Below are 15923 nucleotides of genomic sequence, written 5' to 3' on the forward strand. Positions count from 1 at the left end.
GAGGAGGGCGCGATGGGTACACCCAACACCGACGGTGCCGGCGACACCGGTACCGACGCGTCCTCCGTGCCCTGGGGTGCGGACCGGGCGATGCTCGACCACCTGCTCAACCGGGCACCCATCGGCATGGCGGTGGTCGACCGCGATCTGCGCTGCGTGTGGCTGAACGACCAGCTCGAACGCAGCGGTGGGATTCCGCGTGCGCTGCGGCTGGGACGACGGCTCACCGAGGTGTTGCCCGGCCTGCCGGCCGAGACCATCGAGGCGATGATGAGCCAGGTGCTGGAGACCGGGGTCCCGCTGATCGACCACGAATACCAGGGCCGCACCGCGAGCGACCCGGACCACGTGCACGCCTATTCCACCTCGTTCTTCCGGCTCGACGACAGCACGGGGGCGCCGGCGGGGGTGTGCTATCTCGTCATCGACGTCACCGACCGCTGGCGGGCCCGGCAGCGGCTCGCGCTGCTCAGCGACATCGGGGCCCGGATCGGCACCACCCTGGACGTGGCGCGCACCGCGCAGGAACTCGCCGACGTCGCCGTTCCCGACCTGGCCGACTTCGCCGCGGTCGACCTGCTGGAACCGGTGCTCGGCGGAGTCGAGCCCGCACCCGGCCCGGTCCGCCGGGACAATCCGGAGTTGATCCGGCTCGGCCAGCGCTCGGCGCGCGAGGGCCGCGACAGTACGGTGGGCGCCGACCCGGCCGAGTCGATCGCCAGCATCGGCGAGCCCGCCCCGGTCGCCCCCAACTCCCCCGGCGCACGCTGCCTGGTCGACGGCAAGGCGGTCCTGGAACCGGTCCTGGACCCGGCGATCCTGCCCTGGCTGGCCGAGGACAAGGTGTCCTCGGAGCGCACCCGCACGGTGGGCCTGCACTCGATGATGGTGGTCCCGATCCGGGCGCGCGGCACGATCCTGGGCGTGGCGCACTTCTTCCGTCGGGACACCCCGGACCCGTTCGAGGGCGACGACCTGATCCTGGCCGAGGAGTTCGTCTCGCGCGCCGCGGTCTCCATCGACAACGCGCGCCGCTTCACCCACGAGCACGCCGCCGCGCTGGCCCTGCAACGCAGCCTGCTGCCGCACGGCCTGCCTCGGCAGACCGCGGTCGAGGTGGCCAGTCGCTACCTGCCCGCCGACGACCGGGCCGGGGTCGGCGGCGACTGGTTCGACGTGATCCCGCTGTCCGGCGCCCGGGTCGCGCTGGTGGTCGGCGACGTGGCCGGACACGGCACGCACGCCGCGGCCACGATGGGCCGGCTGCGCGCGTCCGTGCACACCCTGGCCGACCTGGACATGCCGCCGGACGAGTTGCTCGCCCATCTCGACGACCTGGTCATCCGGTTCGTCGACGAGGAGGGCATCGGTGAGGGCGGCGTGGACACCACCGCACTGGGCGCCAGTTGCCTGTACGCGGTGTACGACCCGGTCAGCCGGCTGTGCACGTTCGCCCGCGCCGGGCACCCGCCGCCGGCCCTGGTGCGCCCCGGCGGCGCTGTGGAGTTCCTCGACCTGCCCGCCGGGCCGCCGCTGGGTCTGGGCGGTCTGCCGTTCGAGTCGGCCGAGTTCGAACTGCCCGAGGGCAGCCTGCTGGTGCTCTACACCGACGGCCTGGTCGAGACGCGCGATCGGGACGTCGACTTCGGGATGGACCGGCTGCGCACCTCGCTCGCCGAGCCGGACCGGCCCCTGGACGAGCTGTGCCGCTCGGTACTGGCGACGCTGGCGCACAATCCGCCGCCGGACGACGTGGCCCTGCTGATCGCCCGTACCCGCACCCTGGACTCCTCGAAGGTGGTGTCCTGGGACCTGCCCGCCGATCCGGCGATCGTGTCCGAGGCCCGTACGCTGGTCGGCCGACAACTCGCCGGGTGGGGGCTGGACGACATCGCGTTCACCACCGAGCTGGTGATCAGCGAGCTGGTCACCAACGCGATCCGGTACGCGTCCGGGCCGATCCGACTACGGCTGATCCGCGACGACACGCTGATCTGCGAGGTGTCCGACGCCACCAGCACCAGCCCCCGGCTGCGCCACGCGCGCACCTCGGACGAGGGCGGGCGCGGGTTGTTCCTGGTCGCCCAGTTCACCCAGCGCTGGGGCACCCGCTACACCGGTGACGGCAAGACGATCTGGGCGGAGCAGTTGTTGCCGGGACCGTTGTGAGCCCGGCGGCGCCGCGGGCCCGGTACACCCACACGCCGATGGTCGCCCTCCGGCCGGTCTTCATCGGCCCGGGACCGGGCGACGCGCCGCCGGCGCTCCATTGCATCGCCGCAACCCCTGCTACGGTTTTTCGCATGTCAGGAACCATCCCCCGCGAATCAGGAAGTGGCCAGGGATATCGCGGGCGCAACTCCACTGCGGACCGCGCCTTGGACATCCTCCTGCTGTTCGGCGACGACCGACTCGCGCTGTCCGCGACCCAGGTCGCCGAACACCTGGGCGTCGCCCGCTCCACCGCGTACCGCTATCTACAGAGCCTGACCTCCAACGGGTTTCTGGAGGAGAACGACGCCGGCTCCGGATTTCGGCTCGGGCCCCGGGTGTTGGATCTGGCCCGGTTGGCCCGCAAGGGAGTCGGTCTGTCCGAGCTGGCCCGTCCGGTGATGCGCACGCTGGCCCGCGCGGTCGGCCAGCCGGTGCTGCTGACCCGCCGGGCCGGCGACGCGGTGGTCTGCCTCGAACGCGAGGAGGCCGTGCACACGTTGCGACTGTCCTACGAACGCGGACAGGTGCTGCCGGTCAACGCCGGCGCCGCCGCCTTGACCCTGTTGGCCTGGGCCGACCACGCCGAACTCGACCGTCTGCTGGCACGCCCGCTCGCCCGCTTCACCGACGCCACCGTGACCGACCCCGAGCGGTTGCGCGCCCGACTCGCCGAGATCCGCACCCGGGGCTACGCGGTGGCGCGTGGCGAACTCGACCCGGACGTGCTCGGCATCGGCGCCCCGGTGCGCCGCGAGGACGGCGACGTCGTGGCGGCGGTGAGCATCGCGGCGCTGTCCCACCGGGTGCCCGACGAGCAGGTACCGAACTACGTGGCGGCGGTGGTCGCCTCGGCCACCGAACTGTCCGTTCAGGTGGCCCGGATGGGCCTGTAGGGCGACGCGGTATGGACGGTCGCCCGGCGCGGGCCGGCCGTCGGCCGGGCCGCCGCCGCAGGGCGGATCGCGGTGCGCGCTCAGCGACGCGACTCGGGACCCCCCGAGGCCGGGTCGGCCGGTGGCGGTGGCGCGGTGCCGGGCGAGCCGAAGGTCAGGCCGGTGAAGTCCCGTCCCTGGACGACCGGGCCGTGCTGGGTTCCGCCACTGATCGTGTTGTGCACCGCACCCGCTGCCTGATCCGGCACCAATGGGGCCAACTCGTCGAGCAGCGCGCGCAGTTCCGCCGCCGCCACCGGATCGGCGCGAAGCAGGCGGCGCAGCCGGGTGCGCCATTCCGCCTCGACGTCCGCGATCACCAGGTCGTCGCCGGCTTCCCGGGCGACGGACAACTCGCGTTGGGAGGACTCCAGTTCGCGTTCGACCGCGCTCCCCTGGGCCGGGTCGCCACGGCCGAACAGGGCGGCGATCCGGGCCCGGGCCTGCGCCCAGGACTCCGACACCATCAGTCCGACCATCGTGGTCGCGCCCGATGCCGCCAACGTCATCAGCTCTGCCTCCACACCGACCCCCGCAGTTGTGGCCGTCGAGGCGGGCCGACCGACGCGCATCGCCCACCCCGAACCGCGTCGTCGCCGAGTCCGTCGTCGCGGGCCCGCCGTTGGGCGCATTGTTGCCCACATCCGCCCCCGAACACGCCGATTTCGCCGAAGTCGCCCGCGTTGGGCAAGGCCGCCCCACGCGACGAGCGCGGCGCAGGGCCGCGGGTGCCAGCTGCGGGCGAGTCCGGATGTCCTACCGATCGACCGGTTGCTCGCCGCGCGTCGCCCGGGTCGAGCGGGTGTCGATCAGGGTGAGCGCGTCCTCCACGGAGCCGGCCGGATCCGGGAGCGGGTAGAGCACGCCGCAGATGGTACGGGTGTCGTCCAGGAGCAGGGTCAGTCGCTTGAGCCGGTCCACGCCGGCCGCCCGGAACGTGGGCAGCCGCAGCGCTGCGGTCAGTTCCAGGTCGGCGTCCGAGAGCAGCGGGAACGGGATGTTCGCGTGCGCGGCGAACGAGGCCAATTGGTCCGGGCGTTGGGTGCTCACGCCGAATACGGAGGCGCCGCGGTCGGTGAACCGGTCCAGCCGGTCGCGGTAGGTGCACGATTCCAGCGTGCAGCCGGGCGCGCCGGGGATCTCGTCCCAGCCGGGCGGGTATCCCTGGAGGCCGGGTGCGTACGCGCCGGGGAAGCAGTACAGCACCGTCCACGCGGTGTCCGCGACCGGGTCGACGCGCGCGTCGGCGGTGGTGCGCAGGGTCAGAACGGGCAGCCGGGTACCGACCAGGGCGTGCGCCTGACGTGCCTCGGCCGAGTCGGATTCCCCCGTGGCGGTGAGCGTGCCGTCGCCCAGGACGTGCCGCGAGCCCCAGTTCTGCAGTGCGACCAGGACCGGGAGCAGACCGCGACCGGACGCGGTGAGGTGGTACTCGTAACGCGGCGGGTGCGGGTGGTAGAGCCGCTTCTCCAGCACCCCGTGGTCCACCAGCGCCTTCAGCCGTTGGGCCAGCACCTTGCGGCTGATCCCGACCTGCTCGTGCAGCGCGCCGAACTGGTGCACGCCCGCCGCGACATCGCGGATCAGCAGCAGGGTCCACCAGTCGCCGACGATGCCGAGCGCCTGGGTGATGGCGCAATCGGCGTCCGTCAGATCCGTGTATCGCATGTGACCTCGCCTTGCCTGGTTCGACCCGCCCACTATAGTGAGTTTCCATTGGTTACTCATTGGTTACTCACTCGCTCGTCCGACGGCCCCGGCCGGACCGCCCGGCGGGCCACGCATCTCGGGGACGCAGATGAGCGAAACGACGCGCGAGACCGGCGCAACCACCGGGACCCCTCGCACGACCGGCGCCTTCCGGCGCTACTGGACCGCCTCGACCATCAGCCACGCCGGCGACGCGGTGACCGCCGTCGCCTTGCCGCTGGTGGCGCTCCAGGGCCTGCACGCGAGCAGCCTTCAGGTCAGCCTGATCACCGTCGCGCAATACACCGCGTGGATCCTGATCGGGCTGCCGGCCGGGGTGATCGTGCAGCGACTGCCGCTGCGCGGCACCCAGGTCGCGATGGATGTGCTGCGGGCCGTCGCGGTCGCGTCCGTCCCGCTCGCGTGGGCCCTGGACGTGCTGCGCCTGTGGCAGTTGATCGTGGTCGCCTTCGTGGTCGGCCTGGCGAGCGTGGTCTTCGACGTGGGCAACGCGACGCTGCTGCCGTCGATCGTGAGCAAGGAGGAGTTGACCGCCCGCAACAGCCTCACCTCGGGCTCCGTCTCGGCCACCCAGCTCGGCGGGCCGTCGCTGGGCGGTGTGCTGGTGCAACTGTGCGGCGCCGCGAACGGGCTGCTGGTGGACGCGGTCAGCTACCTGGTGTCCGCGGTGCTGTTGCGCGGCCTGCCGCGGCCCGCCCGATCGGCGCCGCCCACCACCGGGCCCTCGGTGTCCGCGCTGATCTCCGAGGGGCTGCGCTACGTGCGCCGGCACCCGGTGATCCGCCCGTGCGTGGCCGCGGCGACCACCGTCAACTTCGCCTGCGGCGCGCTGCTGGCGCTCGCCCCGGCGTTCCTGGTCCGCACCCTGGACGCACCGGCCGCGCTGGTGGGCGTGCTGATCGCCTCCGAGGGGGTGGGCAGCCTGCTCGCCGCGGCGCTGACTCCGCGCCTGGTCGCCCGGGTGGGCAGTGCCCGCGCCCTGCTGGGGGCCTCGCTCTTCGCCGCCGTCGCGCTCGGGTTCGTGTCGGCGGCCGGCCACGGTCTCGGGCTGTTGGTCTTCGCCGTGGCGAACGCGGGCTTCGGCGCCGGGGTCGTGGTGCTCAGCATCCTCACCCGCACCCACCGGCAGACGGTGACCCCGCCGGACCTGCTGCCCCGGGTGATGGCCACGGTCCGGTTCGTGTCCTGGGGCGCGATCCCGATCGGCGCGCTGGCCGCCGGGCTGACCGCGACCTGGCTGGGCAACCGAGGCGCCCTGGGCACGCTGTCCGGGATCGCCTTCCTGGCCCCTCTCGTGCTGTGGGCGAGCCCGATCCGCACGCGGCGGGAACTGACCTGACCGCGCGGCCGGGCCGCATGGCCGCGGTCGGAGCCGGGTCCGGCACCGGGCCGGGATCGGGGTCGATGCCGGGAGCGGGGTCGGCGCCGGCGTCGAAGTCGCCGGGCTCCCTAACCGGCCCCGTGCCCCTCGTCAACCCCCGCCGGCCGAACCGATTTCGGCTCCCGCGCCGACTCTCCCGTCCGCATCGGGAAACCAGGTGACCGCACCCGAGTTCTTGATCTACCTTGGGCGCATGGATGTGACCCGCAAGCGGATCGGTGAGCCGCGCCACGCGTTCGGCAACCGCCCGCGGAGCGCGCATCCGACGACGAACCGGGAGCCGTGGAAGGGCCGTTGGCCCGATCGCTCCGGGTCGCCTCGCGGCTGAACCGCCACCGGTAGGCGGTGCGACGACCATGGTCGTCGCACCCGCCGGCCCCCGGCCGAACAGTCGCCTCCGAGCCGACCCGAAGGCCGCCGCCCCGCGCCGAGCCCGGTCCGTACCGGCTCCGCCGGCGCCCGCATCCTGATCCTCCATCGACCGACCATGCCGCGCCCCGCGCCGCACCGGTCCGGCACACCGCCACGCCCGCACACCGGCGTCCGGCGTCGCCGACCGACGCGTGCGCGGCGCGTCCATGGGTCGATGGGGTGTGTCCGGTAGCGCGCGCACCGGTCCCGGCGGCCACCGCGCCCCGGCATGCCGGCCATCCGACGAAACCCCTCTCCCACCGTGCCGTTCACCCACCGCACGCGGCCCTGCCGCGCGCCGGGCCGACTCGGCGGGGCGACGGGTCGATGGCGGCTGCCCGGATTCGTCACCATCCATCCCATCCAGCAGGAGAGAAGACCCCGTCATGACCACAACCGCCCGCGACCTCGCCGGCATCCGCAACATCGGGATCATGGCCCACATCGACGCCGGCAAGACCACCACGACCGAGCGGATCCTGTTCTACACGGGCGTCTCGCACCGGATCGGCGAAGTCCACAACGGCACCACCACGACGGACTGGATGCCGCAGGAGCGCGATCGCGGCATCACCATCACCTCCGCCGCGATCACCTGCGACTGGACCCTGGACGGGGTGAGCCATCGGATCAACCTCATCGACACACCCGGCCATGTCGACTTCACCGTCGAGGTGGAACGCTGCCTGCGCGTGCTCGACGGCGCGGTGACCGTATTCGACGGGGTCGCCGGGGTCGAGCCGCAGTCCGAGACGGTGTGGCGGCAGGCGGACCGCTACCGGGTGCCCCGGATCTGCTTCGTCAACAAACTCGACCGCACCGGCGCCGAGTTCCATCGGTGCGTCGAGATGATCGGCGAACGACTGGGCGCGGTGGCCCTGGTCGTGCAGTTGCCGATCGGCGCCGAGGCGGACTTCCGCGGTGTGGTCGACCTGGTCCGTATGCGGGCCCTGCTGTGGTCCGCCGAGAGCGGACTCGGCGAGGCGTACGAGGACGCCGAGATCCCGGCCGCGCACCTGGCGACCGCGCTCGCCTGGCGTGGCCGGCTGCTGGAGACCGTGGCCGAACACGACGAGGCGATGTTGGAGCTGTACCTGGCGGGCGAGGAGCCCACCGAGGCACAGTTGCACGCCGCGATCCGCCGGGTCACCATCGCGTCCGGTCTCGACGAAGGCCGCACCGTAACCCCCGTTCTGTGCGGAACCGCTTTCAAGAACAAGGGAGTTCAGCCACTGCTCGACGCCGTCGTGCGCTACCTGCCGTCACCGCTGGACGTAGACGCGATCGTGGGTCACGCGGTCGACGCGCCACAGACCGAGGTCCGGCGCCGGCCGTCGGACGAACAGCCGCTCGCGGCACTGGCGTTCAAGATCGCCAGTGATCCGCACCTGGGCAAGCTGACCTTCATCCGGGTGTACTCGGGCCGACTCGCCGCCGGCGACCAGGTGCAGAATCCGGTCAAGGGCCGCAAGGAACGCGTCGGCAAGATCTACCGCGTGCACGCCGACAAACGAGAGGAGATCGCGTCCGTGGGCGCCGGCGACATCGTCGCGGTGATGGGGCTGCGGCAGACCACCACCGGCGAGACGCTGTGCGATTCGGCGCACCCGGTGATCCTGGAATCGATGGACTTCCCGACCCCGGTGCTGGAGGTGGCCATCGAACCCAGGTCCCGGGCGGACCAGGAGAAACTGGGCGTCGCCATCCAGCGCCTGGCCGAGGAGGACCCGTCCTTCCGGGTCAAGACCGATCGGGAGACCGGCCAGACCATCGTGTCGGGCATGGGCGAACTGCACCTGGAGGTGCTGGTCGACCGGATGCGGCTGGAGTTCGACGTCGCGGCCGACGTCGGCCGGCCCCGGGTCGCCTACCGCGAGACGGTGCGCGCGGCGGTGCCCGGGCACGACTACACCTATCGCAAGCAGACCGGCGGCAAGGGCCAGTACGCCAAGGTCCGGATCGCGATCGAACCACTGGAGGGAGAGGGCTACGAGTTCGTCGACAAGATCACCGGCGGGCGCGTCCCGAAGGAGTACATCCCGTCGGTGGACGCGGGCTGCCGAGCGGCGATGGAGTTCGGGGTGCTGGCCGGCTACCCGCTCACCGGCCTTCGGGTCACCCTGCTCGACGGCGACTTCCACGACGTCGACTCGTCCGAGATGGCCTTCCGGATCGCCGGTTCGCTGGCCTTCAAGGAGGCCGCGCGGCTCGCGTCGCCGGCGCTGCTCGAACCGACGATGGCGGTCGAGGTGACCACGCCCGAGGACTACCTGGGTGAGGTCATCGGCAACCTCAACGCCCGGCGCGGGCAGGTCGCCACGATGACCGAACGCTCCGGCGCCAAGGTGGTCACGGCGCTGGTGCCGCTCGCCGAGATGTTCGGCTACGTGGGCGACCTGCGCGGCCGGACCTCGGGTCGGGCGAGCTACACGATGGAGTTCGCCGCGTACGCCCCGGTGCCCGGGCACGTCGCGGAGGCGATCCTGGCCAAGGCGGGCGCCGCGTAGTCGCCGACGGGGGCGCGGGGTTCCGCTCGACATGCGGGATTCCGCCCCCCGAAGGGGTCTCCCGTCGCGATCGACGCGGCGGGAGACCCGCCTCCCGGCGCGGCGGGCGAACACGGCTTCGTCGGGCGCGGCGACGGCGGACGCGGCCGCGTTCGGGATCCGGCCGCGGCCGAGCCGGTGCGCGATCGGCCGGCTCAGTCCGGGACGGGCAGGGCACCGCGGTAGGCGAACCCGGTCCGGTAGGCCCACACCACCGCCTGGGTGCGGTCGCGCACGTCCAGCTTGGCCGGCACGTGCTTGACGTGCATCGATCCGATGATCCGGGCGGTCGCACCCCGTAGCGAGAACAGGGTGAACAACGAGATCCAGGCCGGCCACCGGGTCACCGTGGTGGCGTAGCCCGCCGCCGCGTTGACCACCACCAGCGCCGACGTGGCGAAGACCACCGGGATCGGCGCGACCCTGCGCCAGAGCAGGCACAGCGCGGACCCGACCGCGAGCCCGACACCCACCACGTCCAACGCGTGGTAGGGCGGACCGGCGGGCGCGAGCAGGGTCACCGAGGCCGCCGCGACCACGAATCCCAGGGTCAGCCAGGCGTCGGAATTGCGCATGGCCCATCCTGCACCGGCACCGCCCGGGTCGGTCCACCTCCCCTCGGCGGAGACACACCTCCCTCGCAGGAGGGAGGCGGTTCCCCCGTCACGAGGGGCGAGCGGAACACCCCGGGCTTCCTAGCGTTGCCGGCACGCAGCGAGAGAGCGTCGCCGGCGCGCGGGCAGCGCGTCGCCGGCACGCGGGGAAAGGACGCCCGGAGATGACAGCGGTGACGCACGGCTCGACCCGACGACGCACGGTCGGGGTCTGGTGGCCGGCCCTGAGCGCCCTGGCCATCGCGGTGCTCGCGCCGCTTCCCTACCTGACCGACACCCTGACGGAACCGGCCTCGGACGACCGCGACATCGCCGCGAACTACGCGGACCGACCGCGGTGGGCCCAGGCGTTCTTCCACACCCACGTCGGCGCCGCCGGCCTGGCCCTGCTGCCGGCCCGGCGCCCGATCCGCGGCTTCGGGCCGGCTGAGCGGCGAAATCCGGTCGATGCCGGCCGATGCCCGAACACCTCAAGATCATTGTGCCCGTCATGTGCGCGGGGGGCGGATGTCGCCCATTCGCCACCTACGGCCCATAGCGTCTGCGGCGGCATCCGCCGACGCCCCCGACCGGAGGAACGCACATGGCGACCGAGCACCACACGCACCGACCCGACCACCCCACTCCGCAGTTGCCCGAATGGGCGGACCCGGAGGTGGCCGAGGACCGGCTCGACGCGCAGGGCGTGTCCCGGCGCGGCCTGATCGGTCGGGCCGGCCTGTTCGGCGCCGGCTTCCTCGGCGCGTCGGCGCTCGGCGCGGTGGGTGCCGGTTCGGCCGCGGCGGCCGAATCCGACGACGCGGTGCAGGCGAGTTCGCGACCGGGCCAGGACGGCCCGCCCGCCAAGTTCGTCTACCTGGTGGGCGACCACCACGTGCACACGGTCTACAGCCACGACGCGAAGTACGGCTTCGCCCAATCAGCGGCGCAGGGGCGGCAGTTCGGCCTGGACTGGATCGTCTACACCGAGCACGCCAACTTCGGCCACGCCAACGCCGGCGGCGCGGAGCGCGAGCACGCGGAGATCCTCAAGGCACGCCAGGAGAACCCCCGGGTGCTGATCTTCCAGGGCCTGGAGTGGTACGTCCCCGCCGCCGAGCACGCGACCGTCATGGTCGCGCCCGGCCGCAACGAGGTGGAACTGCTGCGCCGATTCGAGCTGACCTTCGATGCCAAGCTCAACAAGTTCGACGTGGGCGCCGTCGGCGACCCGGCCACCGCCGCCAACGAGGCCAAGGCGGTGGAGGCGATCCGCTGGCTCGGTCAGCGCAGGCGCGAGGGCTTTGTCGAGGACGTCCTGGTGCTGGCCAACCACCCCAGTCGGCTGGGCATCGTCTCGCCGCACGAGCTGCGCGCGTGGCAGGACGCGGACCCCTCGATCTTCCTCGGTTTCGAGGGCGCGCCGGGTTCGCAGGCCAACGCCGATCCGGCCTGGGTGAAGTACCGCGAAGGCCAGTCGGGGCCGGGCACCTTCCAGCGCGGCGAGTACCAGAACGCGCCGTCCCCGCAGAGCTGGCCCAGGTACCCGATCGAGACCTACCGCACGCACGGCGGCTTCGACTGGATGACCGCGACGGTCGGCGGCATGTGGGACGCGCTGCTCGCCGAGGGCCGGCTGTGGTCGGTCACCTCGAACTCGGACAACCACCGCACCATGTTCGACACCCACGCGGACGGCGCCTACCCGCCCGGCAAGGGCTTCGACGACCTGGGCTCCAAGCCGCTGCCCGTGGACACCGGGGTCCCGCAGCCCGGCAGCGACTTCTGGCCGGGTCAGTTCAGCCGCACCCACGTGGGCGTCGAGCGCTTCGGCTACCGCGACGTGATGGCCGGCCTGCGGGCCGGGCGGGTGTGGGTGGACCACGGCCAACTGTTGGACGGCCTGGACGTGTGGATGGTCGCGGACAACGGCCACAGCGAGCCGGTCACCCTGGGCGGCCGACTGCCGCTGGCGGCCAACCGCAGCGCCACCCTCTACATCCGGATCACCACCGCCAACCGGCCCAACTACCACGGCGAGGTGCCCCGCCTCGCGCACGTGGACGTGATCACCGGAACGGTCACCGGCAAGTCCCGCGACGCGGACTCGTGGCAGGCCCCGGACACGCGCGTGAGCAAGCGCATCGACGTGTCCGGCCGCACCGGCACCTACACCCTGAAGGTGCAACTGCCGCGCCGGAACAAGCCGTACTACGTCCGCCTGCGGGGCAGCGACGGAAACCGGCACGGCGTGGGCCCGTTCGGCGCCGGCGTCGACCCGGCCGGCCCGATCCAGCACCCGAACAACGACGGCGACCCGTGGCGCGACATCTGGTTCTACAGCAACCCGATCTTCGTCGACGTCAAGGGCTCGCACGGGGACAACTGACCCACGCGCGATACGGCCGAGGCCGGGGTCGGGGCACTCGCCCTTCGACCTCGGCCTCGGCCACGAGCCGGGCCCTGGTGCGGACCGCGCTCGGTGTGGCCGTACTGGGCAGCATCCTCTCCGGCACCTACACCGGCGCGATGCCCGACTCGGCGCCCGAGCAGGCCAGGCAGTCGATCTCCGACGCGCTCGCCCTGGCCGACGCCTCCGGCGAGCACGCCCTGGCCGACACCGCCCGCGAGGCATTCACCAGCGCGATGTCGGCCCTGTTCTGGGCCGGCGCCGCCTGCGTCCTGGCCGCCTCCGCACTCGCGCTGATCCTGATCCGCGACCCGAAGCCGCACGCATCGACGGCGGATGCCCCGACTGCGGACGCGTCCACGGCGGACGCGTGCACGCCGCCGCAGGCGGCTTCGGCGGCCCGGGGTCCGGACGACCGGGTCGGCCGTGTCACCACCGATGGGAACGGGCGGCGTGTGATGGTCGTTTCGGGTTCATGAGCACGACATCGACGCCCGAGGCCGCGGCCTGGGCCGCCGCGTTGGGCGAACTCCGCAGACACCTCAAGGTGGTCCGCGTCGCGCCGCGGGGACCGCGACGAAGTCCCTGGCGCACGTACGCGTTCAACCTTCCGGAGACGTACCCGTTCCACATCGCCGATGTTCCCGACAATCGGGCCTGGGCTCGCGTCGCCGCGGAGATGATGCGGCGTCACAACCTGGAGCGGTTCGAACCGCGTCGGTACGAGGCCGCGCCGGACGGTTGGTTCGCGACCACGGAGTACGACTCGGATCCTCGCGGATGGGCGAACATGGCCGTCGATTGGATCGAGTTCCGCGTCACCGAGGGCCACGCCCTCCTGCCCCAACTCGACGAGGTGGGTTGGATGGCGGCGGCGCAATGCCTCAGGACGTCGTGTTGGGACATGGAAACCCGCGAGGACGAGCGGGCGATCCGGGCCGCGGAGACGTTGCTCGACCGCTTCGGTCGCCGCGCCCGGTACTACGTCAACGACAGTCCCACCCCGCTCGCGGCCCGCGATCACGATTTCGTCCAGTGCTACAACGACCTGGTCGGCCTGGGCGGCGGCTGTATCGGACTCGTGGTCGTCTCCGATGACGAGGTCGGCATGTTCTGGTCGGCCGCGGACGACTGAACGGTCCGAGCCGGCGCGGGCTTCAGTGGGTGGCGCCGCCCGGGGCGGAGATGTCGTCGATGCGGGTGACGGCCGTGGTCATGATGGCGCGCAGGCCGGCGGCGATCGTGGGCAGCGGGAGCGAGGGGGCCACCCGGTCGGTGGCCTGGTCGGAGGAGAACGGGACGTGCACGAAGCCGCCGCGGGTGCTGGGACGTTCGGTGGCGAGCAGGTGCATCAGGCCGTAGAAGACGTGGTTGCAGACGAAGGTGCCGGCCGTCTGGGACACCGATGCGGGCACGCCGGCCTCGCGGGCCGCCGCCACGCACGCCTTGACCGGCAGCGTGGCGAAGTACGCGGCGGGGCCCGCCTCGGCGATCGGTGTGTCGATCGGCTGCCGGCCGGCGTTGTCCGGGATCCGGGCGTCGTCGATGTTGATCGCGACCCGCTCCACGGTCACGTCCGGCCGGCCGCCGGCCTGGCCCACGCACAGCACCAGGTCGGGATCGACCCGCTCGACGGCCGCCCGCAGTTCCTCCAGCGCGACCCCGTACACGCAGGAAAGCTTGACCACCGTCACCGCGAGGCCCGGCTCGGGCGCGTCCGCGAGCAGACGGACGGCCTCCCACGAGGGGTTGGTGGCCTCGCCGGCGAAGGTGTCGAATCCGGTGACGAGTACGCGGGTCATGGCAGTTCTCTCCTGGGGCGGCCGAGCGACGGGGAGGGGTGGGGCGAGCGCGGGCTCAGAAGGCGAAGGCCGACATGATGCCGATGTTGACCACGAGCAGCGCGCCCGCGGTGGGCAGTTGCGCCTTGATCGGCCCGTACTGGTCCTTGAGCCCCAACAGGGCCGCGGGCACGATGTTGAAGTTGGCCGCCATCGGAGTGCACAGCGTGCCACAGAAGCCGGCGAGCATGCCCAGTGCGAGCACGACCGCCGGGTCGCCGCCGCCCTCGACCACCAGCACCGGCCAGCCGATCGCCGCGGTCATCACCGGGAACGCGGCGAAGGCGTTGCCCATGATCATGGTGAACAGGAACATGCCCAGGCAGTACACGATCACCGCGACGTAGATTTTGCCGTCCGGCAACACCTTCGAGGTGAGCACGCCGACCTGCTTGCCGACCCCCGAGACTTGGAAGATCGAGCCGAGCGTGGCCAGCAGTTGCGGCAGCAGCAGCGCCCAGCCCATCGCCTCCAGCATCGAGCGGCCCTCGTGGATCGGCACACTGATCCGCTTCTCGCGGACCACGAGCATGCCGACCACGAGCGCGACGATAGCGCCGATGCCCAGGCCCAGGAGGGTCTCGCTGCCCTTTTGCAGGACCGGTTCGGAGCCGATGTGCCACTTCTTCACGATCACCGCGCACACCATCGCCACCACCGGGATGGTCAGTGCCGGAATGAACAGGCGGCTGCCGAGTCGGGCGGCGATGGCGACGCGCTGCTCGCGATCGGTGCTGTGCACGGTGCCCTTGCCGGTGAAGCCGAAGCCGGCCAGACACACCATCACCAACACGGCCACGCCCAGCGGTTCGGCCGGGGAGGTCTTCTCCACGACGCGGGTGCTGTAGATGAATCCGGCGCCGAGCAGGCCCCAGAACGCGGCGCTGCCGAACCGCTTGGGATTGCTGCGGTCCACGAGCATCTGCGCGGCCATCACCAGGAAGACGGCGCCGACGAGCCAGAAGAACCACTCGACCTTGATCACTTGAGCTTCCCCTCGGCGACGGCGCCGGCCATGGGATCTGCGACGGCGGACGCGGCGGCGGTTTCGGCGGGCGGCCCGGCGGCGGCGACCGCCGCGAACTCGCGGGCCAACGTGCGGTCCAGCCGCAGCAGTCGGCCGCCGTGGATGAGGAACGCGAAGACGGCGGTGGGAATCGCCCACAGCGCCACGTGCAGCGGCTCGATGTGCTGGTGGTACGTGGTGTTCACGAAACCGGTGATCAGCAGGATCGAACCGACCGCCAGGAAGCAGTCCTCGCCGAAGAACAGGCCGACGTTGTCGGCGCCCGCGGCATGCGAACGAATCTTCTCCCGGGTCTTGTCCGGCAGCGGTCCGTGGCTGCGCTCGGCGGCGCCCTCGGCCATCGGGACCACCAGCGGACGTACCGTCTGGGCCGGTCCACCCAGGCTGACCAGGCCGACGGCGGCGGTGACCTGGCGCAGACCCAGGTACAACACCAGGAAGCGCCCGGTGGTGAGTTTGCCGAACCGCGCGATCAGGGTCCGGGCCTGCTCCTGGAGGCCATTGCGTTCCAGGAGCCCGATCACCGGCAGGGTGATCGCGAAGATCGTCACGCCCCGGCTGGACGCGAAGCCGTTGCCGAAGGCGGCGAGCACTTCGCGCGGTGACAGGTCACCGAGCAGGCCGGTGGCCACGCCGGAGACACCCACCACCAGCAGGGGGTTGCGTCGAGTGGCGAACCCTACGATCACCAATAGGACGCCGAGGAGCACAATCATGCGCAGCCTTCCACGCTCGGGTCCTCGAACAGGGGGACGAGGAGGTGCCGAGGAGGCTAAGCTATTGTTGAACAATCCCACAAGACCTTGTGAACGGTACGGGATCTTGATCTACTCCTCCCGCACCGCTCGTCGCATTCTG

General features: G+C 72.0%; 13 protein-coding genes. 7 read left to right on the top strand and 6 right to left on the bottom strand.

Annotation, left to right across the window (positions count from 1 at the left end; all coding sequences use genetic code 11):
- The first annotated feature begins 12 nt into the window (after positions 1–12).
- Positions 13–2169, top strand: coding sequence for a SpoIIE family protein phosphatase (locus A3IC_RS0115680; protein WP_020550992.1), 2157 nt, complete (start codon positions 13–15; stop codon positions 2167–2169).
- Between the two features lie 134 nt (positions 2170–2303).
- On the top strand, positions 2304–3107 hold the full coding sequence (locus tag A3IC_RS0115685) for an IclR family transcriptional regulator (protein ID WP_026218303.1): 804 nt from the start codon (positions 2304–2306) through the stop codon (positions 3105–3107).
- An 80-nt stretch (positions 3108–3187) separates the two neighbouring features.
- On the opposite strand, the gene A3IC_RS0115690 is transcribed toward A3IC_RS0115685, so the two are convergent.
- Positions 3188–3655: a hypothetical protein gene (locus A3IC_RS0115690; protein ID WP_321184143.1), complete on the bottom strand. Its 468-nt coding sequence runs from the start codon at positions 3653–3655 to the stop codon at positions 3188–3190.
- Positions 3656–3902: 247 nt separating this feature from the next.
- The gene (locus A3IC_RS0115695; RefSeq protein WP_020550995.1) at positions 3903–4814 is read right to left on the bottom strand and encodes a winged helix-turn-helix transcriptional regulator; all 912 of its coding nucleotides are present in this window, start codon (positions 4812–4814) and stop codon (positions 3903–3905) included.
- A gap of 130 nt (positions 4815–4944) precedes the next feature.
- Here A3IC_RS0115695 and A3IC_RS0115700 point away from each other — a divergent pair, with 130 nt between their 5' ends.
- Positions 4945–6195, top strand: a complete 1251-nt coding sequence (locus tag A3IC_RS0115700) for an MFS transporter (RefSeq protein WP_020550996.1) — start codon at positions 4945–4947, stop codon at positions 6193–6195.
- Positions 6196–7034: 839 nt separating this feature from the next.
- Positions 7035–9155, top strand: a complete 2121-nt coding sequence (fusA, locus tag A3IC_RS0115710; protein ID WP_020550998.1) for an elongation factor G — start codon at positions 7035–7037, stop codon at positions 9153–9155.
- 194 nt (positions 9156–9349) lie between these two features.
- Here fusA and A3IC_RS70100 read toward each other — a convergent pair whose 3' ends face one another.
- A complete protein-coding gene (locus A3IC_RS70100; RefSeq protein WP_020550999.1) occupies positions 9350–9769 on the bottom strand; it encodes a hypothetical protein in 420 nt (139 codons plus the stop codon).
- A gap of 622 nt (positions 9770–10391) precedes the next feature.
- Between A3IC_RS70100 and A3IC_RS0115720 the strand changes: the two genes are divergently transcribed.
- The 3 genes from A3IC_RS0115720 to A3IC_RS0115730 all read left to right on the top strand — a co-directional run bounded on the left by A3IC_RS0115720 (position 10392) and on the right by A3IC_RS0115730 (position 13332).
- The gene (locus tag A3IC_RS0115720) at positions 10392–12176 is read left to right on the top strand and encodes a PHP domain-containing protein (protein WP_020551000.1); all 1785 of its coding nucleotides are present in this window, start codon (positions 10392–10394) and stop codon (positions 12174–12176) included.
- A gap of 77 nt (positions 12177–12253) precedes the next feature.
- Positions 12254–12676 carry a hypothetical protein gene (locus A3IC_RS0115725; protein ID WP_020551001.1) on the top strand — a complete coding sequence of 141 codons (423 nt, stop codon included), beginning with the start codon at positions 12254–12256 and terminating at the stop codon, positions 12674–12676.
- A complete protein-coding gene (locus A3IC_RS0115730; RefSeq protein ID WP_020551002.1) occupies positions 12673–13332 on the top strand; it encodes a hypothetical protein in 660 nt (219 codons plus the stop codon). The genes A3IC_RS0115725 and A3IC_RS0115730 overlap by 4 nt, the downstream gene beginning before the upstream one ends.
- A 22-nt stretch (positions 13333–13354) precedes the next feature.
- Here A3IC_RS0115730 and pcp read toward each other — a convergent pair whose 3' ends face one another.
- The 3 genes from pcp to A3IC_RS0115745 are packed head-to-tail and all read right to left on the bottom strand — an operon-like array spanning position 13355 to position 15781.
- Complete coding sequence (pcp, locus tag A3IC_RS0115735; protein ID WP_020551003.1) at positions 13355–13999, bottom strand: pyroglutamyl-peptidase I; 645 nt, start codon at positions 13997–13999, stop codon at positions 13355–13357.
- A 55-nt stretch (positions 14000–14054) separates the two neighbouring features.
- Positions 14055–15023: a DUF979 domain-containing protein gene (locus A3IC_RS0115740; protein ID WP_020551004.1), complete on the bottom strand. Its 969-nt coding sequence runs from the start codon at positions 15021–15023 to the stop codon at positions 14055–14057.
- Positions 15020–15781 carry a DUF969 domain-containing protein gene (locus tag A3IC_RS0115745; protein ID WP_020551005.1) on the bottom strand — a complete coding sequence of 254 codons (762 nt, stop codon included), beginning with the start codon at positions 15779–15781 and terminating at the stop codon, positions 15020–15022. The genes A3IC_RS0115740 and A3IC_RS0115745 overlap by 4 nt, the downstream gene beginning before the upstream one ends.
- Positions 15782–15923 lie beyond the last annotated feature (142 nt).

It is taken from the genome of Embleya scabrispora DSM 41855 (assembly GCF_000372745.1).
In the GTDB taxonomy this organism is placed as follows: Bacteria; Actinomycetota; Actinomycetes; order Streptomycetales; family Streptomycetaceae; genus Embleya; species Embleya scabrispora.

What these genes read in the sequence shown, in the direction of transcription:
- A3IC_RS0115690 (WP_321184143.1), bottom strand. Translation starts at nt 3,655, where the DNA reads ATGACGTTGGCGGCATCGGGCGCGACCACGATGGTCGGACTGATGGTG.
- A3IC_RS0115745 (WP_020551005.1), bottom strand. Translation starts at nt 15,781, where the DNA reads ATGATTGTGCTCCTCGGCGTCCTATTGGTGATCGTAGGGTTCGCCACT.
- A3IC_RS0115700 (WP_020550996.1), top strand. Translation starts at nt 4,945, where the DNA reads ATGAGCGAAACGACGCGCGAGACCGGCGCAACCACCGGGACCCCTCGC.
- A3IC_RS0115685 (WP_026218303.1), top strand. Translation starts at nt 2,304, where the DNA reads ATGTCAGGAACCATCCCCCGCGAATCAGGAAGTGGCCAGGGATATCGC.
- A3IC_RS0115720 (WP_020551000.1), top strand. Translation starts at nt 10,392, where the DNA reads ATGGCGACCGAGCACCACACGCACCGACCCGACCACCCCACTCCGCAG.
- A3IC_RS70100 (WP_020550999.1), bottom strand. Translation starts at nt 9,769, where the DNA reads ATGCGCAATTCCGACGCCTGGCTGACCCTGGGATTCGTGGTCGCGGCG.
- pcp (WP_020551003.1), bottom strand. Translation starts at nt 13,999, where the DNA reads ATGACCCGCGTACTCGTCACCGGATTCGACACCTTCGCCGGCGAGGCC.
- A3IC_RS0115680 (WP_020550992.1), top strand. Translation starts at nt 13, where the DNA reads ATGGGTACACCCAACACCGACGGTGCCGGCGACACCGGTACCGACGCG.
- fusA (WP_020550998.1), top strand. Translation starts at nt 7,035, where the DNA reads ATGACCACAACCGCCCGCGACCTCGCCGGCATCCGCAACATCGGGATC.
- A3IC_RS0115730 (WP_020551002.1), top strand. Translation starts at nt 12,673, where the DNA reads ATGAGCACGACATCGACGCCCGAGGCCGCGGCCTGGGCCGCCGCGTTG.
- A3IC_RS0115695 (WP_020550995.1), bottom strand. Translation starts at nt 4,814, where the DNA reads ATGCGATACACGGATCTGACGGACGCCGATTGCGCCATCACCCAGGCG.